This is a genomic window from Escherichia sp. E4930 (assembly GCF_005845405.1).
Classification (GTDB): Bacteria; Pseudomonadota; Gammaproteobacteria; order Enterobacterales; family Enterobacteriaceae; genus Escherichia.
The window spans coordinates 197,545-223,057 of sequence record NZ_VCDZ01000002.1 but is presented as its reverse complement, the minus strand read 5'-3'; the positions used below and the strand labels follow the sequence as shown (position 1 = coordinate 223,057).

Genomic DNA, 25,513 nt, shown 5'->3' with positions numbered 1-25,513 from the left:
GCGCTAACGCGAGGTGCGCTCTCGCCTGAAAAAGAGGTTTATTATGAACGATATCGCGCATACCCTCTATAATATTGTGCAATATATATTGGGATTTGGCCCCACGGTAATGTTACCGCTGGTGTTATTTATTCTTGCTCTCTGTTTTAAAGTAAAACCCGCTAAAGCCTTACGCTCATCATTAACGGTCGGCATTGGTTTTGTCGGTATTTATGCCATTTTTGATATTCTTACCAGCAATGTTGGGCCAGCGGCCCAGGCGATGGTTGAACGCACCGGAATTAATTTACCGGTGGTGGATTTAGGCTGGCCACCACTTTCCGCTATTACATGGGGTTCACCAATTGCCCCGTTTGTTATTCCCCTGACCATTCTGATTAACGTGGCGATGCTGGCGTTAAATAAAACCCGCACCGTTGACGTAGATATGTGGAACTACTGGCATTTTGCCCTTGCCGGTACGCTGGTTTATTACAGTACCGGCAGCCTGTTCTTTGGTTTGCTGGCGGCGGCGATTGCTGCGGTGGTAGTACTTAAACTCGCCGACTGGTCTGCGCCACTGGTACAAAAATACTTTGGACTGGAAGGGATCTCATTGCCGACGCTCTCTTCGGTGGTGTTCTTCCCGGTCGGTCTGCTGGTCGACAAAATCATCGACCATATCCCCGGCCTCAATCGTATTCATATCGACCCGGAAACCGTACAGAAAAAGTTTGGCATCTTCGGCGAACCGATGATGGTTGGCACTATTCTGGGCATTCTGCTCGGCGTAATTGCCGGATACGATTTCAAAAAAGTCTTGCTGCTTGGCATCAGCATTGGCGGTGTGATGTTCATCCTGCCACGCATGGTACGCATCCTGATGGAAGGTTTATTACCGCTGTCTGAAGCCATTAAAAAGTATCTCAATGCCAAATACCCTGACCGTGACGATCTCTATATCGGCCTGGATATCGCCGTTGCTGTGGGTAACCCGGCGATTATCTCCACCGCCCTGCTGCTGACGCCAATCTCGGTCTTTATCGCGTTTGTCCTTCCGGGTAATGAAGTCCTGCCGCTTGGCGACCTTGCCAACCTGGCGGTAATGGCGTCGATGATTGCTTTAGCCAGCCGTGGCAATATTTTCCGCACCGTTCTGGCGGCGATCCCGGTGATTATTGCCGATCTGTGGATTGCTACCAAAATCGCGCCGTTTATTACCGGAATGGCGAAAGACGTTAATTTCAAATTTGCCGAAGGCTCCAGCGGCCAGGTTTCCAGTTTCCTTGATGGCGGTAACCCGTTCCGCTTCTGGCTGCTGGAAATCTTCAACGGCAATATCATCGCCATTGGTCTGGTGCCGGTTATCGCCCTGGTACTGTATGGCATTTTCCGAATGACGCGGAGCACGGTTTATGCCTGATAACAGCGCAGCTATCGTTATCGATATTGGCACCACCAATTGCAAAGTCACCTGCTTTTCCTGCCTGGATGCAACGACGTTGGGCGCGCATAAATTTGTGACGGCAAAACAGATCTCCCCACAGGGCGATGTCGATTTCGATATCGACGCCCTCTGGCAGGAGGTCCGCCAGGCGATAGCACAACTGAACGCCGCTTCGCCGCTGCCAGTCAGGCGGATCAGCATTGCCAGTTTTGGCGAGTCAGGCGTGTTCCTTGACGAACACGGCGAGATCCTGACGCCAATGCTGGCATGGTATGACCGTCGCGGTGAAGAGTATCTGGCAACACTTAGCGAGGCAGACAGTGCGGCACTTTATGACATTTGCGGGTTACCACTGCACAGCAATTACTCTGCCTTCAAAATGCGTTGGTTGCTGGAGCATTATCCGCTGCGTAATCGCCGCGGTCTGCGTTGCTACATGCGCCGGAAGTGCTGCTCTGGCGGCTGACTGGCGAACAGCGCACGGATATCACCTTAGCCAGCCGCACGCTGTGCCTGGATGTGCGCAAAGGCGAATGGTCAGCGAAAGCGGCGGCGTTGTTACACGTTCCCTGTTCTGCATTTGCGCCATTAGTGCAACCAGGCGAGCACGCCGGATGGGTCAGCGAGTCGCTCTGCAAAACGCTTGGGTTCTCGCAATCGGTCAGCGTGACGCTGGCCGGACATGACCATATGGTGGGTGCGCGGGCGTTGCAGATGATGCCGGGCGATATCCTTAACTCGACGGGGACCACGGAAGGCATTCTGCAACTGGATACACAACCGACGCTGGATGAACAGGCCAAACGTGACAAGCTGGCAAACGGCTGTTATTCGCTTGCCAACCAGTTCACCCTGTTTGCGTCTCTGCCCGTGGGCGGTTTCGCGCTGGAGTGGCTGCGCAACACGTTCCGGCTAACCGATGAGGAGATCGCCGCATCACTTACTCGCGGACATGCTGATTATCTGGCGGGGAATTGGTTGCTCGATGACATTCCCGTCTTTATTCCGCATCTTCGCGGTTCGGGTTCGCCCTATAAAAATCGCCATACCCGTGGATTATTTTATGGCCTTGGCGATACGTTAAGTATCGACATGTTAATTGCCAGCGTCTCACTGGGATTAACCATGGAATTTGCCAACTGCTTCGCCTGTTTTAATGTGCCTGGCACCAGCGCGTTAAAAGTGATCGGTCCGGCAACCCATAATCCTCTTTGGCTGCAATTAAAGGCGGATATTTTACAGCGTCCGGTTGAAGCAATTGCATTTAACGAGGCGGTTTCTGTCGGAGCATTATTAACCGCCGCACCGGATATTCCACCGCCGCAAGTCACCATAGCCCAACGTTTGTTACCGAATCGGGCGAGATATCATCAATTACAGCGTTATCAGCACAAGTGGAAAAGCTGGTATCAGTTGAAATTACAGCAAGAAGGCGTGATGCCATTACATCATCGGGAGGAGCACTATGTTGAGTAAAACCGTGGAGGTCAGAAACAGTACTGGCCTGCATGCACGTCCGGCGGCTTGTCTGGCGAAAGCCGCCAAAAAGTATAGCTGTAAAGTGACGCTGCATTATGAGGGTAATGATATTAATGCCACCAGCATGATGAATATTATGCGTGCCGGAATAAAAGGCGGCAAAACGGTGGAAATACGCTGCGAAGGCGATGATGAAAATGAGGCAATACAGACTCTCACCGCCTTATTTCGTGACCGCTTCGGTGAAGCTGAATAATTAACTGATATTAAAAGATGAGGTTTTCAATATGCCATTAGTTAATGGACGGATACTGCTCGACCGAATTCAGGAAAAACGGGTATTAGCGGGCGCATTTAATACCACCAATCTGGAGACGACAATTTCAATTTTAAACGCTATTGAGCGTTCGGGATTACCCAACTTCATTCAGATTGCACCCACCAATGCACAACTCTCGGGATACGATTACATTTATGAAATCGTGAAACGTCACGCCGATAAAATGGATGTTCCGGTCAGTCTTCATCTGGATCACGGGAAAACCCAGGAGGATGTTAAACAGGCGGTGCGCGCGGGCTTTACCTCGGTCATGATTGACGGTGCAGCATTCTCTTTTGAAGAGAATATCGCTTTCACTCAGGAAGCTGTCGATTTCTGTAAATCCTATGGCGTACCGGTTGAAGCGGAGCTGGGGGCGATTCTCGGCAAAGAAGACGATCACGTCAGCGAAGCCGATTGCAAAACGGAACCGGAAAAGGTGAAGACCTTTGTCGAGCGCACCGGTTGCGACATGCTGGCAGTTTCTATTGGCAACGTTCATGGCCTGGACGATATACCGCGTATCGATATCCCCCTGCTGAAGCGCATTGCCGAAGTCTGCCCGGTGCCGCTGGTTATTCACGGCGGCTCCGGTATCGCCCCGGAAATATTACGCAGCTTTGTTAATTATCGCGTCGCTAAAGTAAATATCGCCAGCGATCTGCGCAAAGCGTTTATCACCGCCGTCGGCAAAGCGTATGTGAATAATCACAACGAAGCGAATCTGGCACGAGTGATGACATCAGCAAAAAACGCCGTCGAGGAAGATGTGTATAGCAAAATCCTGATGATGAATGAGGGGCATCGGTTGATTAGAAAGGCCTCTTAAGAGCCACAAAAATATAGCGGCGCAACAGAAATTGTTGGGCCGCTATAAGTTATAAATGATTCAAACGCTCATTCAGCGTTTCAATAATATAGGTATTAACAGAGACTTGTTGCTGCGCAGCCGCATTATTAAGGCGTTCACTCAGCGATTCTGGATAGCGTAACGTAAAGGTCTTAATCTTTTCTGTACGCGCATACGGCTCAATACCCGCAGCTTTACAATCCTCAAGATACTCTCGCAGGGAAAGCTCCCCTTCTTTTTGCAGCCCCTGAATGCTGTCAGAGACAAAATCACAATAACCTGACAAGCCCAGGAATTTGCCACGAAATGCATTCAGTTCTGGCACGTAGGTGATAACAGCAGGTTGTCCGGCAATCTCCATAGAGTTTGGCGTCTTCAGTTTGATCATGGTTTTACCCCTATACTTAGTAACCAGTCACGCACGCTTTCTACAGCGCCTTTATCGGTATCTGGCGACGGATGAGGCCGATGGAAACACGCAACGCTCATATTTAGTATGAACTTACAACGCGAACCTCTTCCTTCCTTAATTTCTCCGCCTAATGCTTTAACCAGTGACTCTATATCAGACCACTTGATCCCTTGAGGAACAGGAGATTTAAATATTTGATCCAATGTATTTTTTTGTTTCTTCCGTAAAGCCTGTACCTGGGTTCTCATGGCATGTCCTTATGACTTCACTTCATGACATCAATAGTATGACATCACAGTATGAAGTCAAGGTTCCCTTCCTTACGCCATTGTCCCAATCGTCTTCCTGAATCGCAGCAGCGCGATGGTGAAAAACACGCCGCCAATTGCCATCAGCGTCAGGAACTGCGGCCAGACGATTTCAAATCCGGCACCCCGGTAGAGAATGGCTTGCGCGAGGCTAACAAAGTGTGTCGTCGGCATGGTCAGCATAATGTCCTGCACCATCTGCGGCATACTTTCGCGCGGCGTGGATCCACCGGAAAGCATTTGCAACGGTAGCAGCACCAGAATCACCAGCAGCCCCAGTTGCGGCATTGAACGCGCTATCGTCCCCATAAAAATGCCGATTGACGTGGTGGCAAACAGACTGAGCGCCACGCCCAGCATAAACAGCGGGATCGAGCCTTCTATCGGTACGCCCAGCACGCCTTTCACCATCAGCACCAGCGATAATCCCGATACCACCAGCACCACCAGCCCCATCGACCAGACCTTTGCCATCATGATCTCAAACGGCGTTATCGGCATCACCAGTAAGTGTTCCACCGTGCCGTGTTCACGCTCGCGGATCAGCGCCGATCCGGTCAGCACAATCGCCAGCATGGTAATGTTGTTGATGATCGCCATCACCCCGCCAAACCACGCGGGATCGAGGTTCGGGTTAAAGCGCATCCGGGTTTCCAGTGATACCAACGGTTCGCTGTTATCACGGTAGCGCGCAACAAAGCTGTTCACTTCACCATTGATAATATTCTGGATATACCCGTTGCCGGTAAATGCCTGGCTCATGCGCGTGGCATCGACGTTCACCTGAATATCCGGCTGGCGTCCGGCGAGGACATCACGCTGAAAATTAGGCGGAATATTTATCGCGAAGGTATAGCGTCCGGCGTCCAGTCCGGCATCCATCTCATCGGCGGTGATCATCTCCGGTGGCAAAAACCACGGGCGATAGAAGCTGTTAACGATCCGGTTCGATAACTGCGATTGATCCATATCGGCAATGGCGATCGGCGCGAGGTTCAACGATCCAGGCGTAACGGTCGCTGACGAATACACCGACACCGTAAACGAGAAGACAATCAGCGTCAGCATCGCTTTATCACCGAGCAGACTGCGCAACTCTTTGATACCCAGATTAAAAATATTGCGTAAATGGCGCATCATCCCTCCTGTTTTTTCAGCAGCAGGATGCTTAAGCCCATCACCAGCGGGATGGCTATCAGCAACGGGATAAAAAGTTGCCACAAATCAGTCAGATCCAGCGCTTTAGAGAACGTCCCGCGGGCGATAGTCAGAAAATGACTGGTCGGGTAAACCTCGCCGATCCAACGTCCAGGTCCTTCCAGCGAAGCTACCGGATCGATCATCCCGGAAAACTGCGTCGCCGGGATCAACGTGATAATCGCCGTACCGAAAATGGCGGCAATCTGGCTTTTCATAAAGGTAGAGATCAGCAGCCCCATTCCGGTGGCGATGATGATATACAGCAGCGCCGCCAGGGTGAGCGTCAGGAAACTGCCTTTATGCGGTACGCCAAACACAAACACCGACAGGCCGCAGAGCAGGAAAAAGTTCAGCATCCCCAGCGCGATGTACGGCAGCTGTTTGCCAAGCAAAAATTCGCTACGGGTGGTGGGGGTCACGTAAAGGTTGATAATCGACCCTAGCTCTTTTTCCCGCACCACGCTAAGGGCGCTTAGCATTGACGGGATCATCATCAGCAGAAGCGGGATCACCGCCGGAACAATCGCTGGCAGGCTTTTTACATCCGGGTTATAGCGATAGCGCGTCTCAATATTCATCAGCCCGCTTTGGCTGGCGGGCGTCGATTGTCGGCTCGCCACATCCTGTAGCCAGCTCTGGTGCATGGCCTGCACGTAACCTTTTACCGTTTCGGCACGGCTCGGCATCGCTCCGTCGATCCAGACACCGAGTTCCACAGGCGTACCGCGCGCGATATCGCGCCCGAAATTGGGTGGGATCTCAATTGCCACCGTGATATCGCCCGCACGCATCCGACGATCAAGCTCGTCATAACTGGTGAGCGGCGGCTGTTCGATAAAGTAACGGGAACCAGAGAGGTTGAGTGTCCACGCCTGGCTACTGACGGTCTGGTCGCGGTCGAGCACCGCAAAGCGCAGGTTTTCCACATCCATACTGATGCCGTAACCCATTATCAGCATCAGGATCACCGTTCCCATCAACGCCAGCGTCGAACGTACCGGATCGCGGCGCAGTTCCAGTGCTTCGCGGCGGCTGTAGCTAAACAGACGGCGCAGGCTAAATCCCTGACGCGGCGCGTGGGTGGTGTCGTGTACCACGGGCGGCGCTTCGGCTTCGTTGCTCTGCCCTGCCGCCTCCTGCAAATAGGCGATAAATGCCTCTTCCAGACTGGCGGCTCCGCGTTTCTCAACCAGCTCTTGCGGTGTACCGCTGGCGAGCACTTTTCCGGCGTGCATCAGTGAGATGCGGTCGCAACGTTCCGCTTCGTTCATAAAGTGGGTGGAGATGAAGATAGTCACTTTGTCCTGACGCGAGAGATCGACCATCAACTGCCAGAACATATCCCTTGCCACCGGATCGACGCCAGAAGTAGGCTCATCGAGGATTAACATTTCCGGGCGATGAATCACCGCCACCGCCAGCGAAAGCCGCTGGCGAATGCCGAGCGGCAATGACTCCGGCAGAACATCTTCAACGTCGTTGAGCTTAAAACGCTCGCTCATTTCAGCCACTCGCGCGGGAATTTCCGCTTCCGGGATGTGAAACAAACGGGCATGTAACTCAAGGTTTTGCCGCACGGTGAGTTCGTTATAGAGCGAAAACGCCTGCGACATATAGCCCACCCGACGGCGAGTATCGATATCTTTTGGATCAACCGGTTGCCCAAACAGCCACGCCTCACCTTCGCTGGCGGGCAGCAGTCCGGTAAGCATTTTCATGGTGGTGGATTTACCGCAGCCGTTCGAACCAAGGAATCCAAAAATCTCCCCGCGTGGAATGCGGAAATTGACGTGATCAACGGCAACGAAGGAACCAAAACGCATGGTCAGATCGCGCGCTTCGATGGCAATCTCTGCGTTTTCAGGTTGATACGGTGGGATCACTACCGCCTGATGCGCCTGGCGTTGTGCTTGCGGTAACAGATTTATAAATGCTTCTTCCAGCGTGGCGCTTTGCGTTTGCTGTCGCAACTCTTCGGCGCTGCCAGTTGCCAGCACTTCTCCGGCATTCATCGCCACCAACCAGTCAAAGCGTTCGGCCTCTTCCATGTAGGCGGTGGCGACCAGAACGCTCATATTGCTCTGCCGCTGGCGAATACTGTCGATCAGATCCCAGAACTGGGCGCGGGAGAGCGGGTCAACCCCCGTTGTTGGCTCATCAAGAATCAACAATTCCGGATCGTGGATTAACGCACAGCACAGCCCAAGTTTTTGCTTCATCCCGCCGGAGAGTTTCCCTGCCGGACGATCGCGAAACGGTGCTAACCCGGTGCTGGTCAGCAGTTCATTGATTCGGACTTCCCGCTCCGCTTTGTCGTGACCGAACAGGCGAGCGAAAAAATCGACGTTTTCATACACCGACAAGGTGTGGTAGAGATTTTTGCCCAGCCCCTGCGGCATCCAGGCGATGCGCGGGCAGACGTCGCGGCGATGCTTCGGGTCGCGCATATCGCCGCCCAGCACCATCACATTGCCCTGTTCAATGACGCGGGCACCGGAAATCAACGACAACAAGCTCGACTTCCCGACGCCGTCCGGGCCAATCAGCCCGACCATGCAACGGGCCGGAATATCGAGTGTGATATTGTTCAGCGCAACGGTTTTTCCATAATGCTGGCTCACGCCCGCCAGTTGCGCGACAGGCGGGACGGGAACCAGTTCCAGATGCGTCATTGCGGCAACCTCACCACCAGGTCTTCAGGCCACGGAAGTTCTTCATTCACCCGCACCCACGCTACGCCCGGTAAACCGGTTTTGACATATTCCAGATGCTGCTGGAGTAATTCCGGTGGGATACGCGCTTTGACACGGAACATCAGTTTCAGCCGTTCATCGCTGGTTTCGACGGTTTTTGGCGTGAACTGGGCAACACTGGCGACAAAACTGATGGTTGCAGGAATACGCAGATCTGGCGCGGCATCGAGGATCAGCCGGGCTTCACCGCCCAGTTTTAGCGTGCCCGCCTGTTCGGTTGGCAGGAAGAAAGTCATATAGACGTCGCTGAGATCGACCATATTCAGCACCCGACCGCCTGCCGCCAGCACTTCGCCTGGCTCGGCAACCCGATACTGCACGCGTCCGTCACGCGGGGCTTTCAGTTCGCTGTCATCGATATCTGCGGCAATGCGCCGTTCAGTGGCTTGTGCCGCTTCGACGCGAGTTTGCGCCTGAATGATATTGGTACGTGCCGCCTCTATAGCGGCTTTAGAAGCCGAAACCTGGGCTTTTGCCGATTCCAGCGCAGCACGGGCGCCTTCGGCAGCGGCGCGGTCGTCATCCAGTTGTTGCGCAGAAATAGCCCCACGATGGGCCAGTGAGCGGGAACGGGTATGACGTTTGGCTACGGAGTCCAGTTCAGCTTGCCGTTGATTAACCAGCGACTGAGCGGCGCGAGTTTCACTTTGCCGCTGTTCCAGCAAAGCCTGCGCGGCGGCAACGGCGCTTTGCGCCTCTTTGATTTGCGCGATGGCCTCCAGCCGCTGCTCCTGCAACACGCGAGTATCCATCTTCGCCAGCACTTCACCTTCGCGAACAAACTGGCCTTCTTTCACCAGAATGGTGTCGATACGCCCGGCAATTTTGCTGGCGATATCCACTTCCGTCGCTTCAATGCGCCCATTGCTGACGGCAAAGCCTTCCGGCACACCTGCCGGGCGCAACAGCCACCACGCCACGATAGCAGCCACCGCCAGTAACCCGACAACCCACCACGCCAGATGGCGCTTAATATTATCCATAATCGACCCGCCATAATCCCTGTAAGCAATCGACGCGTGTTACAACTGCCACCGAACGACGTTCAGCGAATTATTCCATCCGGGATAAGAAGGAAACGGCAAAGGCGGCCAGGGCGCAGCAAACTGAGCGCCAACGGGGAAGGTCTGGTGAAAACGGGTAGTAATGTTGTCATCATCAGCATTCCTGGCCGTAAATGAAACACGCATACTCATAAGTGAAATCAATTAAATACTAACATTTATATTCATGTTGTCTATTTGATTACCATCAGCTTGTGATACATCGCGATGTTCTTCTGTTCGATAGCGTTTTTAACCAAAAATCTTCTGCACAGGTTCTCAGGTACTACTGCGTAGGTTTGCATAACAGAAAATCCGATGACTATCACATAGCGTTATTATCGCCGAGGTGCAAATATTTACCGAAAGTGAAATAATTTTTTGAAAAGATGATAAATGCTTGTGTATTAAATAAAGCAATCTCGAACAAGGTCGTTTAAAGCAACAAAATAAAAATAGGATAAAGATATTAACTCGGAATTTACCTTAGGATAAATATTTATTTATCAGCATTAACTCACATCTAAAACTTAACACTCCGGGCAATAAATCCGGCTATAGTAAAGTTACTTGTTACATTTGGTGGTATCTCATTGTCATATTTAACTGACTAAAAATACTACTGATACGCTTTCTTATATTAGCAGAAAGTACACATGGAGTTTAAAATGAATATATATATCGGATGGCTATTTAAATTAATCCCTTTAATTATGGGGATAATATGTATTGCATTGGGTGATTTTGTATTAGCAGGTTCCGGGCAAAGTGAGTATTTTGTGGCAGGGCATGTGCTTATTTCGCTTTCTGCAATCTGTCTGGCGTTATTCACTACTGCATTTATTATTATTTCGCAGTTAACGCATGGTGTGAATAAGCTCTACAACACACTTTTTCCTGTTATTGGTTACGCTGGGTCTGTCGCAACTATGATTTGGGGATGCTTACTGCTGGCAAGTGATAATGTCATGGCCGATGAATTTGTTGCCGGGCATGTTATTTTCGGTGTTGGGATGATTGCCGCCTGCGTATCAACCGTGGCGGCGTCTTCCGGGCATTTTCTGCTAATTCCCAAAAATGCCTCGGGCAGTAAGAGTGATGGTACGCCGTTGCAGGCTTATTCTTCAACAATCGGTAACTGCTTAATTGCTGTTCCCGTTCTGCTTACTCTCTTTGGTTTCATTTGGTCAGTCGCGCTGTTACGTAGTGCAGATATCACACCACATTATGTTGCTGGTCACGTACTGCTAGGGTTAACGGCAATTTGCGCTTGTCTTATTGGCCTGGTCGCCACTATTGTTCATCAAACGCGGAACACATTCTCAGAGAAAGAACATTGGCTCTGGTGTTATTGGGTTATTTTGCTCGGTTCACTTACCGTTATTCAGGGCATCTACGTTTTAGTCAGTTCTGATGCAAGTGCCAGACTGGCACCCGGCATTATTCTTATTTGTCTGGGAATGATCTGCTACAGTATTTTCTCCAAAGTGTGGCTGTTGGCGCTGGTATGGCGACGCACCTGTTCGTTAGCCAACAGAATACCCATGATTCCGGTATTTACCTGTCTGTTTTGCCTGTTCCTTGCAGCGTTCCTTGCTGAAATTGCGCAAACCGATATGGCTTATTTTATTCCTTCGCGAGTTTTGGTTGGCTTAGGTGCAGTGTGTTTTACACTGTTTTCCATCGTTTCTATATTAGAAGCGGGGTCTGCGAAAAAATAATGACTCTCGCCGGATTGTGGTTATGCTACAGCCCGGCGAATATTAATACTTCCCGTTATTCACGCAGCACTCTTCACGCAGAAAGCTAATAATCCCTTCCAGAACATCATATTGCGAGACACACATCAACGTGCGACTTTCGCGGTTTTGCTTAACCAGACCAACGGAGACCAGCGCCGAGATATGGTGGCTCAAGGTCGATGCGGGGATCGCAAGTTCCTTCTGTAACTCGCCTACCGGCATCCCGCGTTCTCCCGCTTTGACCAGATGACGAAAAATAAACAAACGGGTCGGATGACCTAATTCTTTCAGTGCCTTAGCGACATCTTCCAGTTCCATAAGTAGTTTCTCCGGCTAATTGATATTTCGATAATACCAGAAATATCTTGCTCACCGCTCGTTATTTCGATAATTTTAGAAATATAGTTTTAGCGAGGGTATAAAATGTTTGAATGGTTACCAGGGCTGCGCGACGCCGCCGGGATGTTCCTGTTCTTAGCCGTAGAGCTATCGTTACTTTTTCTTCTTATCAGTGCTGGTGTCAGCGTAATCCGTCAGAAAATCCCGGATCATAAGATCCAGAAAATGATGGGTGCGCGTAAAGGGCGCGGTTATTTGCTGGCAGCAATGTTAGGTGCAGTGACTCCGTTTTGCAGTTGCTCAACCATTCCCATGCTTCGCGGTCTTCTTTCTGCAAAAGCGGGATTTGGCCCAACGCTCACCTTTTTGTTTGTTTCACCATTACTCAACCCGATTATCGTCGGGCTAATGTGGGCAACATTTGGCTGGAAGGTAACGTTGTTGTACGCCGTTATTGCGTGCGGCGTTTCGCTGGCCGCCAGTTTGTTACTGGATTTTGTTGGCTTCGAACGATATGTCATACCGGCAAAGGGGAGCAACGCGAGCTGCTGCAAATCAGTGTCCGATAAACCCGTTATTAACTTGCGCTCTGCGAAGTTTACGCCGCAAACCACATCTTGCTGTACCGCAGAACCTGCTGTTAATTGCTGTAGTGCAGCCAAAACGGCGCCCCCCAGCCTGCTGACTCAGGCAATAAAGGATGCATGGCGGCAATTTAAAGAAGTGCTTCCCTACCTGTTAATTGGGGTGCTAATTGGCTCATTTATTTACGGCTTTATTCCAGCACAATGGATTGCAGCACATGCCGGAACGGATAATCCACTGGCTATCCCCTTGAGCGCGGTTATAGGTATCCCGCTCTATATACGTGCAGAGGCCGTAATTCCCCTCGCTTCGGTATTAATGACCAAAGGCATGGGGATGGGAGCCGTAATGGCACTCATCATCGGCAGCGCGGGTGCCAGCTTAACAGAAGTTATTTTGCTGAAATCGATGTTTCGCACGCCGATGATTATTGCCTTTCTGATGGTAATTTTAGGAATGGCCGTGGTTATGGGATATGTAACGCAAGCGTTATTTTGAGGCCAAATCCTGCGCACAAGCCCATGCGCTCGACCACGCCCACTGGAAGTTATAGCCCCCTAGCCAGCCGGTAACGTCCATCACTTCACCGATAAAGTACAAGCCCGGAACTTTACGCGCTTCCATCGTCCGTGAAGAGAGTTCATTGGTGTCCACGCCGCCGAGCGTCACTTCGGCGGTGCGATAGCCTTCAGTGCCGTTAGGTTGTACGCGCCAGTCAGTCAATGTGGCAATGAGCGCCTGTTGGTCACGCACGTTGAGCTGTTTTAACGAGACGTCCGGGATCTGCCCGAGTTGTTGTAACCGTTCAACCAACCGTTTCGGCAAATGAACCGCCAGCGTGTTTTTCAGGCTCTGATTCGGATGCGCGTTACGCTGTTCATTAAGAAAGGCTTCCAGATCGACATCCGGTAGCAGATTGATGCTGACAAATTCACCCGGTTGCCAGTAGCTGGATATCTGCAATACCGCAGGGCCAGACAAGCCGCGGTGGGTGAAGAGTAAGTTCTCACGGAACACGGTGCCGTTTTCAGCGGTGATCACTGAAGGCACCGCCACGCCTGCCAGCACCTGTAACTCTTCCAGCAACGGTTTATGCAGGGTGAATGGCACCAGGCCTGCTCGCGTCGGCAACACGTTCAGCCCGAATTGTTCGGCAATCTTATAACCAAATGGCGACGCGCCCAGACCCGGCATCGAGAGGCCTCCGGTCGCAATGACCAGTTTATCGCAGCCTACTGTCATACCATTCAGTTCAAGCGTGAATCCCGCATCATCCTTCGTCACGCTCAACACTTCGCTACGTAATCTGAAGGTCACATTGCCCTTCTCGCACTCATCCACCAGCATGTCGACAATCTGCTGAGCGGAGTCATCACAGAAGAGTTGCCCTAACGTTTTCTCGTGCCAGGCGATGCCGTGTTTATTGACCAGATCAATGAAATCCCACTGGGTAAAACGCGCGAGCGCAGACTTACAAAAATGCGGATTCTGGCTCAGATAAGCGCCTGATTCGACATAAAGGTTGGTAAAGTTGCAGCGCCCACCGCCAGACATGAGGATTTTTCGCCCTGGTTTTTTACCATTATCGATCAGCAGAACCCGGCGTCCTGCCTGACCTGCCAGCGCAGAACAGAACATACCCGCCGCACCAGCGCCTATAATAATGGCATCAAACCTTTCCACGTTGCGCTCCTCTTAGAAAAAATGGGCGTGAATTGTAAAGATTCCTCAGTGGCCGCACCAGCAGCAATATTACTTAGGGGAAGTATTTGCCTGAATTATATAAGATAATTATTTTTTGAGCGAAATTCATACAGGAGGCAAATCAAAAAAATCTATATTTCACTTTGCCCGCGCCGCGAAAGTCACTGATAATGCGCCGCGTTCATGTCCTCAAAATGGCGTAACGTCCTATGCTACATTTGTTTGCTGGCCTGGATTTGCATACCGGGCTGTTATTATTGCTTGCACTGGCTTTTGTGCTGTTCTACGAAGCCATCAATGGTTTCCATGACACAGCCAACGCCGTGGCAACTGTCATCTATACCCGCGCGATGCGTTCTCAGCTCGCTGTGGTTATGGCGGCAGTGTTCAACTTCCTGGGTGTTTTGCTGGGTGGTCTTAGTGTTGCCTATGCCATTGTGCATATGCTGCCGACGGATCTGCTGCTTAATATGGGATCGTCCCATGGTCTTGCCATGGTGTTCTCTATGTTGCTGGCAGCAATTATCTGGAACCTTGGTACCTGGTACTTTGGTTTACCTGCATCCAGCTCCCATACGCTGATTGGCGCGATCATCGGTATTGGTTTAACCAATGCGTTGATGTCCGGTACGTCAGTGGTGGATGCACTCAATATCCCGAAAGTATTAAGTATTTTCGCATCTCTGATCGTTTCCCCTATTGTCGGCCTGGTGTTTGCTGGCGGTCTGATTTTCTTGCTGCGTCGCTACTGGAGCGGCACCAAGAAACGCGCCCGTATCCACCTGACCCCAGCGGAACGTGAAAAGAAAGACGGCAAGAAAAAGCCGCCGTTCTGGACGCGTATCGCGCTGATCCTTTCCGCTATCGGCGTGGCGTTCTCTCACGGCGCGAACGATGGTCAGAAAGGCATTGGTCTGGTTATGTTGGTTCTGATTGGCGTCGCACCAGCGGGCTTCGTGGTGAATATGAATGCCACTGGCTACGAAATCACCCGTACCCGTGATGCCATCAACAATGTGGAAGCTTACTTTGAGCAGCATCCTGCGCTGCTTAAACAGGCGACCGGTGCCGATCAGTTAGTACCGACACCAGAAGCAGGCGCAACACAACCTGCGGAGTTCCATTGCCATCCGTCGAATACCATTAACGCGCTCAACCGCCTGAAAGGCATGCTGACCGCCGATGTGGAAAGCTACGACAAGCTGTCGCTTGACCAACGTAGCCAGATGCGCCGCATTATGCTGTGCGTTTCTGACACTATCGACAAAGTGGTGAAAATGCCTGGCGTCACTGCGGATGATCAGCGTCTGTTGAAGAAACTGAAGTCCGATATGCTGAGCACCATCGAGTATGCTCCGGTGTGGATCATCATGGCAGTCGCGCTGGCGTTAGGTATCGGTACGATGATTGGCTGGCGTCGTGTGGCGACCACTATCGGTGAGAAAATCGGTAAGAAAGGCATGACCTATGCTCAGGGTATGTCTGCTCAGATGACGGCAGCGGTGTCTATCGGTCTGGCGAGTTATACCGGGATGCCGGTTTCCACCACTCACGTACTCTCCTCTTCCGTAGCGGGGACGATGGTGGTTGACGGCGGCGGCTTACAGCGTAAAACGGTGACCAGCATTCTGATGGCCTGGGTGTTTACCCTCCCGGCTGCAGTTCTGCTCTCCGGTGCGCTGTACTGGATCTCCTTGCAGTTCCTGTAATCGCACGCATAAAAACGAGCGGGTCAGTTTACTGGCCCGCTTTTTTTATGCGTTATTACCGTGGCGCTTAATGCCAAATCATCAACGCAATCAGGCTTACCACCACCAGGCCACACAATGCGCTGGTCAGAATAAACTGACGACGCACGCGCTCGCAGCGACGGATAAACTCATCATCGTGATGATCGCGATAACGTTGGGCATAGATATACCAAACGAGACGCACCTGTTTGTTGGGTTGGCCATGTGAGGTAAAAAAGCCCCCTCCATCAACATATTGATAGAGCAATGGATCGCAATTACGCAGTACCACTAACAACGCGCGTAGTGATGAGAAATAGCGCGCCATGTTAACAATGCAAACGACACATAAAGCCCAAAATAATGCGACGGTGCTTATCATACCCCCTCCCCGGCGACCTGCCCGCGGAGTTCCCCTCCGGGGCTACCGCTCCCGATACGCTGCCAATCAGTTAACACCAGGTCCTGGAGAAACCGCTTTTGTGATGGCAAACATCCGAGCGGCTCTATAGATAGTGTAGGAGATCAGGTTGTTTTTTTTCCATAAGGTTAACCACTATCAATACATTCATGTAGAAAATTTGATTATCTGATTGGTAAGCAAGGCGGATTGACGGATCATCCAGGTCGCTATAAGGTAAGGATGGTCTTTTCACTGAATCTTTACGGCTGGGTTAGCCCCGCGCACGTAGTTCGCAGGACGCGGGTGACGTAACGGCACAAGAAACGCAAGCTGGCCAGTCATCGACAACTTTATGGAAGGAGTAACACTATGGCTTATAAACACATTCTCATCGCGGTCGATCTCTCCCCGGAAAGCAAAGTTCTGGTAGAGAAAGCAGTCTCTATGGCTCGCCCCTACAATGCGAAAGTTTCTCTGATCCACGTAGATGTAAACTACTCTGACCTATACACCGGACTTATTGATGTAAATCTGGGTGACATGCAGAAACGCATTTCCGAAGAGACTCATCATGCATTGACCGAACTCTCCACCAACGCAGGCTACCCAATCACTGAAACCCTTAGCGGCAGCGGCGATTTGGGTCAGGTTCTGGTTGATGCGATCAAGAAATACGACATGGACCTGGTTGTTTGTGGTCACCACCAGGACTTCTGGAGCAAACTGATGTCTTCCGCGCGTCAGCTGATCAACACCGTTCACGTTGATATGCTGATTGTTCCGCTGCGCGACGAAGAAGAATAATATCTTCCCTACTTGCTCCTGAGCGCCCGCTTATGCGGGCGTTCTGCTTTTTGTGTTGTACCCGAATGCGACGTGCGGGGACAAACACTGGAGCGCTCAATCAAGCCGGTGTTCATCCGCAGTCAGAAAGTTCCACTACGCATCGAATAATTCAAATTTACATCACGACAAAATAGCATTTAGCGCCATCATATCTCAAACAACCAGCATGATTAGCTGGTTGTTTTTTGTTGTGGTAGTGCATTAATGCATTCATTACATCAATATTAAGAATTTTAGACGTGTGTAAACTCTTTCGCACGCAATCACTTACGCGTTCATACTTTTCATGATGGTATTGAAAGGCTAAAAATTATGAATACAACAACACCCACTGGGATGCTGCAACAACCTCGCCCATTCTTCATGATCTTTTTTGTCGAACTATGGGAGCGATTCGGTTACTACGGCGTGCAAGGCGTCCTGGCCGTTTTCTTCGTTAAACAGCTCGGTTTCTCACAAGAACAGGCTTTTGTCACCTTTGGTGCCTTCGCTGCGCTGGTCTATGGCCTTATCTCGATCGGCGGTTATGTTGGCGACCATCTGTTAGGAACTAAACGCACCATTGTCCTTGGGGCAATTGTTCTGGCGATGGGCTACTTCATGACCGGGATGTCGCTACTCAAGCCAGACCTGATATTCATCGCGCTGGGAACAATCGCCGTCGGCAACGGCCTGTTTAAAGCCAACCCGGCAAGCCTGCTTTCGAAGTGCTATCCACCGAAAGATCCACGTCTCGATGGCGCTTTCACCCTGTTCTATATGTCGATCAATATCGGCTCGTTGATTGCGCTGTCGCTAGCACCGGTTATCGCTGACAGATTTGGCTATTCCGTCACCTATAACTTATGCGGAGCAGGATTGATTGTCGCGCTACTGGTTTACATCGCCTGTCGCGGAATGGTGAAAAATATTGGTTCTGAACCAGATTTCCGACCGATGAACTTCAGCAAATTGTTGTACGTGCTGCTTGGCAGCGTGGTGATGATTTTCGTTTGCGCATGGCTGATGCACAACGTGGAAGTCGCCAATCTGGTACTGATTGTGCTCTCTATCGTCGTGACCATTATCTTCTTCCGTCAGGCATTCAAGCTGGATAAAACCGGGCGCAATAAGATGTTTGTCGCCTTTGTGCTGATGCTTGAAGCGGTAGTGTTTTACATCCTCTACGCCCAGATGCCAACGTCGCTGAACTTCTTTGCTATCAACAACGTGCATCATGAAATTCTCGGTTTTTCCATCAACCCGGTGAGCTTCCAGGCGCTTAACCCGTTCTGGGTGGTGCTCGCCAGCCCAGTTCTGGCAGGCATTTACACGCATCTGGGTAACAAAGGCAAAGACCTCTCCATGCCGATGAAATTTACCCTCGGTATGTTTATGTGCTCGCTGGGCTTTTTGACAGCCGCCGCAGCGGGAATGTGGTTTGCGGATGCCCAGGGGCTGACATCGCCGTGGTTTATCGTGCTGGTTTACTTATTCCAGAGCTTAGGTGAACTGCTTATTAGCGCCCTGGGCCTGGCAATGATTGCCGCTCTGGTGCCACAACATTTGATGGGCTTTATTCTCGGGATGTGGTTCCTTACGCAGGCTGCCGCGTTCTTGCTGGGCGGCTATGTGGCAACATTTACCGCAGTACCAGACAACATTACCGACCCGCTTGAGACGCTGCCTGTCTATACCAACGTGTTTGGTAAGATTGGTCTGGTCACGCTGGGCGTTGCTGTAGTGATGCTGTTGATGGTGCCGTGGCTGAAACGAATGATTGAGACGCCGGAAAGCCATTAATTATTCTTGCAGAAAACAGGGTAGCGATAACGCTACCCTGTTTTACTTTTACGCCGGTGTACCAGCATAAATATCAAAGCGATGCCCTTTGGTGACAACCGCGTTTGGCGTGGCGACATTCGCCAGCGGCGGCGCGTAGTCCGGACGCTTTACCACCACGCGTTTGGTCGCCAGCAGCCGCGCAGGCTCCAGCAACCCATCGGCATCAAGATCCGGCCCCACCAGCGACTGAAAGACACGCATCTCTTTTTTCACCAGCGCGCTTTTCTGCTTATGCGGGAACATCGGATCGAGATAGACCACCTGCGGGCGTGGGGTAATATCAGTCAGCGCCGTCAGGCTGGAGGCGTGAATTAACTGCAACCGCTCCTGCAACCAGCCGCCGATTTCCGCATCCGCATAACCACGCGCCAGGCCGTCGTCGAGCAATGCGGCAACGACTGGATTACGCTCCAGCATCCGCACGCGGCAACCGACTGAAGCCAGCACAAAGGCATCGCGCCCAAGTCCTGCGGTGGCGTCCACCACATCCGGCAAATAATCGCCTTTAATGCCCACCGCTTTCGCCACCGCCTCACCGCGACCACCGCCGAATTTGCGTCGGTGCGCCATCGCTCCGCCAACAAAATCAACAAAGATGCCGCCAAGTTTTGGCTCATCACGCTTGCGCAATTCCAGATGTTCCGGCGTTAACACCAGCGCCATCAGGTTGTCTTCATCGTGCTCCAGCCCCCAGCGGGCCGCCAGAACAGATAAGGCACCGTCTCCGGTGCCTGTTTCATCAATTAAGCAGATTTTCACTGAATGATCAGCCCTTAATGCCGTAATGCTCCAGCATCGCATCCAGCTGCGGTTCACGACCACGGAAGCGTTTGAACAGATCCATCGGCTCTTCTGAACCGCCACGGCTCAGAATGTTGTCGAGGAACGACTGCCCGGTTTCACGGTTGAAAATGCCCTCTTCCTCAAAGCGCGAGAAGGCATCTGCCGCCAGTACGTCAGCCCACAGGTAGCTGTAGTAACCTGCGGCATAACCACCGGCGAAAATATGGCTGAAAGCGTGCGGGAAACGGCCCCATGACGGAGACGGTACCACGGCAACCAGTTTCTTGATTTCTGCCAGAGTTTCGAGGATTTTCGCTCCCTGATCCGGGCGGAACTCGGCATGGAGGCGGAAATCGAACAGGCCGAACTCCAGCTGGCGCAGAATAAACAGCGCCGCCTGGTAGTTCTTCGCCGCCAGCATTTTATCCAGCAACTCTTTCGGCAGCGGTTCGCCGGTTTCATAGTGACCGGAGATAAACGCCAGCGCCTCCGGCTCCCAGCACCAGTTTTCCATAAACTGGCTCGGCAGTTCGACCGCATCCCACGGCACCCCGCTGATCCCGGAAACACCAGCGGTTTCGATGCGGGTCAGCATATGATGCAGGCCGTGACCGAACTCGTGGAACAGGGTGATCACTTCGTCATGGGTAAACAGCGCCGGTTTACCATTTACCGGGCGGTTGAAGTTACAGGTCAGATACGCGACCGGTTTTTGCAGCGAACCGTCGGCTTTGCGCATCTGGCCTACGCAGTCATCCATCCACGCCCCGCCGCGCTTGTTTTCACGGGCATACAGGTCGAGGTAGAAGCTACCGCGCAGTTCGTTGTTCTCGTCATACAGTTCGAAGAAACGTACATCCGGATGCCAGACATCAACATCTTTACGCTCTTTAGCGGTGATGCCGTAAATACGTTTCACCACTTCAAACAGGCCGTTAACCGCTTTGTTTTCCGGGAAGTACGGACGCAGCTGTTCGTCACTGATGCTGTAAAGATGCTGTTTTTGTTTTTCGCTGTAGTATGCGATATCCCACGGCTGCAGCTCATCGACGCCAAATTCGGCTTTGGCGAAGGCGCGCAGTTGCGCCAGCTCTTTTTCGCCCTGCGGACGCGCGCGTTTTGCCAGATCGGTTAAGAAATCAAGCACCTGCTGCGGGTTTTCTGCCATTTTAGTGGCAAGGGATTTAAAGGCGTAGTTTTCAAAGCCCAGCAATTGCGCCAGTTCGTGACGCAGAGCGAGGATCTCTTCCATCACCTTGCTGTTATCCCATTTACCAGCGTTTGGGCCTTGATCGGAGGCGCGAGTGCTATAAGCACGATACATCTCTTCACGCAGAGCCTGGTTGTCGCAGTAGGTCATTACCGGCAGATAGCTTGGGATATCCAGCGTCAGCAGATAGCCTTCCAGCTCTTTCGCTTCGGCCTGGGCTTTTGCCGCAGCCAGCGCGCTTTCTGGCATCCCCGCCAGTTCCGCTTCGTCGGTGACGAGTTTGGTCCAGCCCATCGTCGCATCGAGGACGTTGTTGCTGTACTGGTTGCCCAGCTCAGAAAGACGGGTAGCAATTTCGCCGTAACGCTGCTGTTTCTCTTTCGGCAGACCGATACCAGAGAGTTCGAAGTCGCGCAGTGCGTTATCAACCGCTTTTTTCTGCGCCGTGTTCAGCGTGGCGTAATGATCGCCATCGCGCAGGTCGCGGTACGCTTTATACAGCCCTTCATGTTGCCCTACCCAGGTGCTGTATTCCGACAGCAGCGGCAGGGTTTGTTCGTAGGCTTCGCGCAGCTCCGGGCTATTTTTCACCGAGTTCAGGTGGCTGACCGGGGAGAAGATACGCCCCAGCACATCGTCCACTTCCGCCAGCGGCTGGCAGAGATTTTCCCAGGTGTACGGTGCTCCTTGCGCGACTACGCGCTCCACATTTTCGCGGCAGTCGTTCAGCGCCTTAGTCACGGCTGGAACCACATGTTCCGGGAGAATTTTAGAAAACGGAGGCAATTCAAAGGGGGTCAGTAACGGATTCGTCATTAGCGCAGTCCTGGTTAAAGAGGTTAAGGAAGCGCTCAACAGGCGCTTTACATAATGTGTGTAGCATGGGGTTAAGTGTAGTGAATTTCAATGAGAAACGTTACGCTTTCGCGGCGGCGGCCTCTTTTCGGTATACTGTCCTGATAGGCTTTTGTGCGCCCCGAATACGGGCCGATTTTTACTTACCGGAACACCTTTACCCATGCTCAGTTATCGCCACAGCTTTCACGCTGGCAACCACGCCGACGTCCTTAAACATACCGTTCAGAGCCTGATCATCGAGTCGCTGAAAGAGAAAGATAAACCGTTTCTCTATCTCGACACCCACGCAGGAGCCGGGCGTTATCAGTTAAGCAGCGAACATGCCGAGCGTACCGGCGAATATCTTGAAGGTATCGCCCGTATCTGGCAGCAGGACGATTTGCCTGCGGAGCTGGAGCCGTACATCAATGTGGTAAAACACTTCAACCGTAGCGGTCAGTTGCGCTACTACCCCGGTTCGCCGTTGATTGCTCGTCAGTTACTGCGTGAACAGGACAGCCTGCAACTGACCGAACTGCACCCGAGCGATTACCCGTTGCTGCGTTCTGAATTTCAGAAAGACAACCGTGCGCGCGTGGAAAAAGCCGACGGTTTCCAGCAGCTTAAGGCCAAACTGCCGCCGGTTTCCCGCCGTGGTTTAATCCTTATCGACCCGCCGTATGAAATGAAAACTGACTATCAGGCGGTGGTCAGCGGGATAGCAGAAGGTTACAAACGTTTCGCCACTGGCACTTACGCATTGTGGTATCCAGTGGTGCTGCGCCAGCAAATTAAGCGCATGATCCACGACCTGGAAGCAACCGGCATTCGCAAAATTCTGCAAATTGAACTGGCGGTACTGCCAGACAGCGATCGCCGCGGCATGACCGCTTCCGGCATGATTGTGATTAACCCGCCGTGGAAGCTGGAACAGCAGATGAATAACGTGCTGCCGTGGCTGCACAGCAAACTGGTTCCGGCTGGCACCGGGCACGCCACCGTAAGCTGGATCGTGCCGGAGTAATTGCAGCCATTGCTGGCACCTATTACGTCTCGCGCTACAATCGCGGTAATCAACGATAAGGACACTATGTCATGACTAAACACTATGATTACATCGCCATCGGCGGCGGCAGCGGCGGTATCGCCTCCATCAACCGCGCGGCTATGTACGGCCAGAAATGCGCGCTGATTGAAGCCAAAGAGCTGGGCGGCACCTGCGTGAACGTCGGCTGCGTGCCGAAAAAAGTGATGTGGCACGCGGCGCAAATCCGTGAAGCGATCCATATGTACGGCCCGGATTATGGTTTCGATACCACTATCAATAAATTCAACTGGGAAACATTGATCGCCAGCCGTACCGCCTATATCGACCGTATTCATACTTCCTATGAAAACGTGCTCGGTAAAAATAACGTTGATGTAATCAAAGGTTTTGCCCGTTTCGTTGATGCCAAAACGCTGGAGGTAAACGGCGAAACCATCACGGCCGATCATATTCTGATCGCCACCGGCGGTCGTCCGAGCCACCCGGATATTCCAGGCGTGGAATACGGTATTGATTCTGATGGCTTCTTCGCCCTTCCTGCTTTGCCAGAGCGCGTGGCGGTTGTTGGCGCAGGTTACATCGCTGTTGAGCTGGCGGGCGTGATTAACGGCCTGGGCGCGAAAACGCATCTGTTTGTGCGTAAACATGCGCCGCTGCGCAGCTTCGACCCGATGATCTCTGAAACGCTGCTCGAAGTGATGAACGCCGAAGGCCCACAGTTGCATACCAATGCCATCCCGAAAGCGGTGGTGAAAAATGCCGACGGCAGCCTGACGCTGGAGCTGGAAGATGGGCGTAGTGAAACGGTGGATTGCCTGATTTGGGCGATTGGTCGCGAGCCTGCCAATGACAACATCAACCTGGAAGCCGCTGGCGTTAAAACCAACGAAAAAGGCTATATCGTCGTCGATAAATATCAAAACACCAACGTTGAAGGTATTTACGCAGTGGGCGATAACACGGGTGCAGTAGAACTGACACCGGTGGCAGTTGCAGCGGGTCGCCGTCTCTCTGAACGCCTGTTTAATAACAAGCCGGATGAGCATCTGGATTACAGCAATGTTCCAACCGTGGTCTTCAGCCATCCGCCGATTGGTACTGTTGGTTTAACGGAACCGCAGGCGCGCGAGCAGTACGGCGACGATCAGGTGAAAGTGTATAAATCCTCTTTCACCGCGATGTATACCGCCGTCACCACTCATCGCCAGCCGTGCCGCATGAAGCTGGTGTGCGTTGGACCAGAAGAGAAGATTGTCGGTATTCACGGCATTGGTTTTGGTATGGATGAAATGTTGCAGGGCTTCGCGGTGGCGCTGAAGATGGGCGCAACCAAAAAAGACTTCGACAATACCGTCGCCATTCACCCAACGGCGGCAGAAGAGTTCGTGACAATGCGTTAAATGTTAAAGGGCTAAGAGTAGTGTGCTCTTAGCCCTTAATTACGTTTCCGCTATCAGTTCAGAAGCTGAAGCAGAAAGCGGATCAGTTCCAGCAGCGCAATTAACGCTCCAAGAACGATGATTGCTTTGTCAATCACCCGTTTTCTCCATGCGATGGAGTGAGAATGCATCCGCTTACTCATCCACTGCCTGTCACGGCGCATGCCCCATTGTTAGATAATGGCATTCTCACTCCGGCCAGAGCATCAGTTAACGGCACCACCCGTACCACTGATCAGGACTTTGAAAGCGTTTATGCGCATTGCCAGAGTGAAAATGCCTCAGAGCTAACTGGATAATCATACAGTACGCGCAGGTCATAAAACCAGCACGTCCTTGCAATAGTTTCAGTATGGTATTAGCATTGATGCGTTAGATGATGACTATCTCACTCCAGTCAGAGCCACCAACTCAGGGCTGAAGAGTAAAAAAACCGACGCAAAGTCGGTTTTTTTACGTCCTGATTCGGACAAGGCTTAATACGGCGATAATCCGGTGAAAGTATATAAATCATCTTTCACTGCGATATATACCGAAGTGCTCCCTCTGCCAGCTGAAGAAATCGCTAATTCTTGCAATGTTAGCCACTGGCTAATAGTATTGAGCTGTTAGATGATGGCATTCTCACTCCAGCCAGAGCCACCAACTCAGGCTGAAGAGTAAAAAAACCGACGCAAAGTCGGTTTTTTTACGTCCTGATTCAGACCGCCTTTCAAATGAATACCCAACTCAAAATTCACACCTATTACCATCTTCTGCACTTACACATTCATTAATTCATATATGTTTTTGACTTATCCGCTTTGAAGAGAGACACTGCCTGCAACAATCAGGAGCGCAATATGTCATTTATGTTACCCATCCAACTGTTCAAAATTCTTGCCGATGAAACCCGTCTGGGCATCGTTTTACTGCTCAGCGAACTGGGAGAGTTATGCGTCTGCGATCTCTGCACTGCTCTCGACCAGTCGCAGCCCAAGATATCCCGCCACCTGGCATTGCTGCGTGAAAGCGGGCTATTGCTGGATCGCAAGCAAGGTAAGTGGGTTCATTACCGCTTATCGCCGCATATTCCAGCATGGGCGGCGAAAATTATTGAGCAGGCCTGGCGGTGTGAACAGGAAAAGATTCAGGCGATTGTCCGCAACCTGGCTCGGCAAAACTGTTCCGCAGACAGTAAGAACATTTTCGGTTAAAAAATTTAGCTAAACACATATGGATTTGCACATGTGT

The 25,513-nt window shown here is 51.7% G+C and carries 23 protein-coding genes and 1 pseudogene; 12 read left to right on the top strand and 12 right to left on the bottom strand.

Features of this window, described 5'->3' with window-relative positions; genetic code table 11:
* The first annotated feature begins 43 nt into the window (after positions 1-43).
* The 4 genes and pseudogenes from FFT88_RS02155 (at position 44) to FFT88_RS02140 (ending at position 4,053) form a co-directional block, all read left to right on the top strand.
* On the top strand, positions 44-1,402 hold the full coding sequence (locus FFT88_RS02155) for a PTS galactitol transporter subunit IIC (RefSeq protein ID WP_001308116.1): 1,359 nt from the start codon (positions 44-46) through the stop codon (positions 1,400-1,402).
* A pseudogene (locus FFT88_RS02150) lies at positions 1,395-2,902 on the top strand (FGGY-family carbohydrate kinase). The gene FFT88_RS02155 and the pseudogene FFT88_RS02150 overlap by 8 nt, the downstream one beginning before the upstream one ends.
* Positions 2,892-3,161: an HPr family phosphocarrier protein gene (locus FFT88_RS02145; RefSeq protein ID WP_130217802.1), complete on the top strand. Its 270-nt coding sequence runs from the start codon at positions 2,892-2,894 to the stop codon at positions 3,159-3,161. The pseudogene FFT88_RS02150 and the gene FFT88_RS02145 overlap by 11 nt, the downstream one beginning before the upstream one ends.
* Before the next feature lie 31 nt (positions 3,162-3,192).
* A complete protein-coding gene (locus FFT88_RS02140) occupies positions 3,193-4,053 on the top strand; it encodes a class II aldolase (RefSeq protein WP_135405450.1) in 861 nt (286 codons plus the stop codon).
* 49 nt (positions 4,054-4,102) lie between these two features.
* On the opposite strand, the gene FFT88_RS02135 is transcribed toward FFT88_RS02140, so the two are convergent.
* From FFT88_RS02135 to FFT88_RS25480, 6 genes are all read right to left on the bottom strand, one after another.
* Positions 4,103-4,462, bottom strand: coding sequence for a type II toxin-antitoxin system HicB family antitoxin (locus tag FFT88_RS02135; RefSeq protein ID WP_000593555.1), 360 nt, complete (start codon positions 4,460-4,462; stop codon positions 4,103-4,105).
* On the bottom strand, positions 4,459-4,734 hold the full coding sequence (locus FFT88_RS02130) for a type II toxin-antitoxin system HicA family toxin (RefSeq protein WP_001260301.1): 276 nt from the start codon (positions 4,732-4,734) through the stop codon (positions 4,459-4,461). Before FFT88_RS02130 ends, FFT88_RS02135 begins: the two co-directional genes overlap by 4 nt.
* A 72-nt stretch (positions 4,735-4,806) precedes the next feature.
* On the bottom strand, positions 4,807-5,931 hold the full coding sequence (locus tag FFT88_RS02125; RefSeq protein WP_016262635.1) for an ABC transporter permease: 1,125 nt from the start codon (positions 5,929-5,931) through the stop codon (positions 4,807-4,809).
* Complete coding sequence (gene rbbA / locus FFT88_RS02120) at positions 5,931-8,666, bottom strand: ribosome-associated ATPase/putative transporter RbbA (protein WP_028132003.1); 2,736 nt, start codon at positions 8,664-8,666, stop codon at positions 5,931-5,933. Before rbbA ends, FFT88_RS02125 begins: the two co-directional genes overlap by 1 nt.
* Positions 8,663-9,730, bottom strand: a complete 1,068-nt coding sequence (locus tag FFT88_RS02115) for an HlyD family secretion protein (protein WP_135405447.1) — start codon at positions 9,728-9,730, stop codon at positions 8,663-8,665. Before FFT88_RS02115 ends, rbbA begins: the two co-directional genes overlap by 4 nt.
* 62 nt (positions 9,731-9,792) lie before the next feature.
* On the bottom strand, positions 9,793-9,906 hold the full coding sequence (locus tag FFT88_RS25480) for a hypothetical protein (RefSeq protein WP_214251098.1): 114 nt from the start codon (positions 9,904-9,906) through the stop codon (positions 9,793-9,795).
* A gap of 552 nt (positions 9,907-10,458) precedes the next feature.
* On the opposite strand from FFT88_RS25480, the gene FFT88_RS02110 reads away from it, so the two are divergent.
* Positions 10,459-11,511 carry a DUF2776 family protein gene (locus tag FFT88_RS02110; RefSeq protein WP_135405445.1) on the top strand — a complete coding sequence of 351 codons (1,053 nt, stop codon included), beginning with the start codon at positions 10,459-10,461 and terminating at the stop codon, positions 11,509-11,511.
* Between the two features lie 42 nt (positions 11,512-11,553).
* Here the strand turns inward: FFT88_RS02110 and FFT88_RS02105 are convergent, their stop codons facing one another.
* A complete protein-coding gene (locus tag FFT88_RS02105; RefSeq protein WP_000418114.1) occupies positions 11,554-11,850 on the bottom strand; it encodes a metalloregulator ArsR/SmtB family transcription factor in 297 nt (98 codons plus the stop codon).
* A gap of 105 nt (positions 11,851-11,955) precedes the next feature.
* On the opposite strand from FFT88_RS02105, the gene FFT88_RS02100 reads away from it, so the two are divergent.
* A complete protein-coding gene (locus FFT88_RS02100) occupies positions 11,956-12,954 on the top strand; it encodes a permease (RefSeq protein WP_135405442.1) in 999 nt (332 codons plus the stop codon).
* On the opposite strand, the gene FFT88_RS02095 is transcribed toward FFT88_RS02100, so the two are convergent.
* The gene (locus FFT88_RS02095; RefSeq protein WP_135405440.1) at positions 12,946-14,139 is read right to left on the bottom strand and encodes an NAD(P)/FAD-dependent oxidoreductase; all 1,194 of its coding nucleotides are present in this window, start codon (positions 14,137-14,139) and stop codon (positions 12,946-12,948) included. The two genes, FFT88_RS02100 and FFT88_RS02095, sit on opposite strands and share 9 nt — an antisense overlap.
* A 230-nt stretch (positions 14,140-14,369) precedes the next feature.
* Here FFT88_RS02095 and pitA point away from each other — a divergent pair, with 230 nt between their 5' ends.
* Positions 14,370-15,869: an inorganic phosphate transporter PitA gene (gene pitA / locus FFT88_RS02090; RefSeq protein ID WP_135405438.1), complete on the top strand. Its 1,500-nt coding sequence runs from the start codon at positions 14,370-14,372 to the stop codon at positions 15,867-15,869.
* Between the two features lie 67 nt (positions 15,870-15,936).
* Here the strand turns inward: pitA and uspB are convergent, their stop codons facing one another.
* Positions 15,937-16,272: a universal stress protein UspB gene (uspB, locus tag FFT88_RS02085; RefSeq protein ID WP_000626187.1), complete on the bottom strand. Its 336-nt coding sequence runs from the start codon at positions 16,270-16,272 to the stop codon at positions 15,937-15,939.
* 390 nt (positions 16,273-16,662) lie between these two features.
* Here uspB and uspA point away from each other — a divergent pair, with 390 nt between their 5' ends.
* Both uspA and dtpB read left to right on the top strand, forming a co-directional pair.
* The gene (gene uspA, locus FFT88_RS02080) at positions 16,663-17,097 is read left to right on the top strand and encodes a universal stress protein UspA (RefSeq protein WP_000323571.1); all 435 of its coding nucleotides are present in this window, start codon (positions 16,663-16,665) and stop codon (positions 17,095-17,097) included.
* Positions 17,098-17,451: 354 nt separating this feature from the next.
* On the top strand, positions 17,452-18,921 hold the full coding sequence (gene dtpB / locus FFT88_RS02075) for a dipeptide/tripeptide permease DtpB (RefSeq protein ID WP_135405435.1): 1,470 nt from the start codon (positions 17,452-17,454) through the stop codon (positions 18,919-18,921).
* A 48-nt stretch (positions 18,922-18,969) separates the two neighbouring features.
* On the opposite strand, the gene rsmJ is transcribed toward dtpB, so the two are convergent.
* Both rsmJ and prlC read right to left on the bottom strand, forming a co-directional pair.
* Positions 18,970-19,722 (bottom strand): 16S rRNA (guanine(1516)-N(2))-methyltransferase RsmJ, encoded by a 753-nt coding sequence (gene rsmJ, locus FFT88_RS02070; protein ID WP_135405432.1) that lies wholly within the window; start codon positions 19,720-19,722, stop codon positions 18,970-18,972.
* Between the two features lie 7 nt (positions 19,723-19,729).
* The gene (gene prlC / locus FFT88_RS02065) at positions 19,730-21,772 is read right to left on the bottom strand and encodes an oligopeptidase A (RefSeq protein WP_001298719.1); all 2,043 of its coding nucleotides are present in this window, start codon (positions 21,770-21,772) and stop codon (positions 19,730-19,732) included.
* A gap of 202 nt (positions 21,773-21,974) precedes the next feature.
* Between prlC and rlmJ the strand changes: the two genes are divergently transcribed.
* Entirely contained in the window at positions 21,975-22,817 is an 843-nt protein-coding gene (gene rlmJ, locus FFT88_RS02060; RefSeq protein ID WP_105289337.1) for a 23S rRNA (adenine(2030)-N(6))-methyltransferase, read from the top strand.
* A gap of 71 nt (positions 22,818-22,888) precedes the next feature.
* Complete coding sequence (gorA, locus tag FFT88_RS02055; RefSeq protein WP_135405430.1) at positions 22,889-24,241, top strand: glutathione-disulfide reductase; 1,353 nt, start codon at positions 22,889-22,891, stop codon at positions 24,239-24,241.
* 53 nt (positions 24,242-24,294) lie between these two features.
* On the opposite strand, the gene dinQ is transcribed toward gorA, so the two are convergent.
* Positions 24,295-24,378, bottom strand: coding sequence for a damage-inducible type I toxin DinQ (gene dinQ / locus FFT88_RS02050; RefSeq protein ID WP_001295215.1), 84 nt, complete (start codon positions 24,376-24,378; stop codon positions 24,295-24,297).
* 744 nt (positions 24,379-25,122) lie between these two features.
* Between dinQ and arsR the strand changes: the two genes are divergently transcribed.
* The gene (arsR, locus tag FFT88_RS02045; RefSeq protein WP_135405428.1) at positions 25,123-25,476 is read left to right on the top strand and encodes an As(III)-sensing metalloregulatory transcriptional repressor ArsR; all 354 of its coding nucleotides are present in this window, start codon (positions 25,123-25,125) and stop codon (positions 25,474-25,476) included.
* Positions 25,477-25,513: the final 37 nt, after the last annotated feature.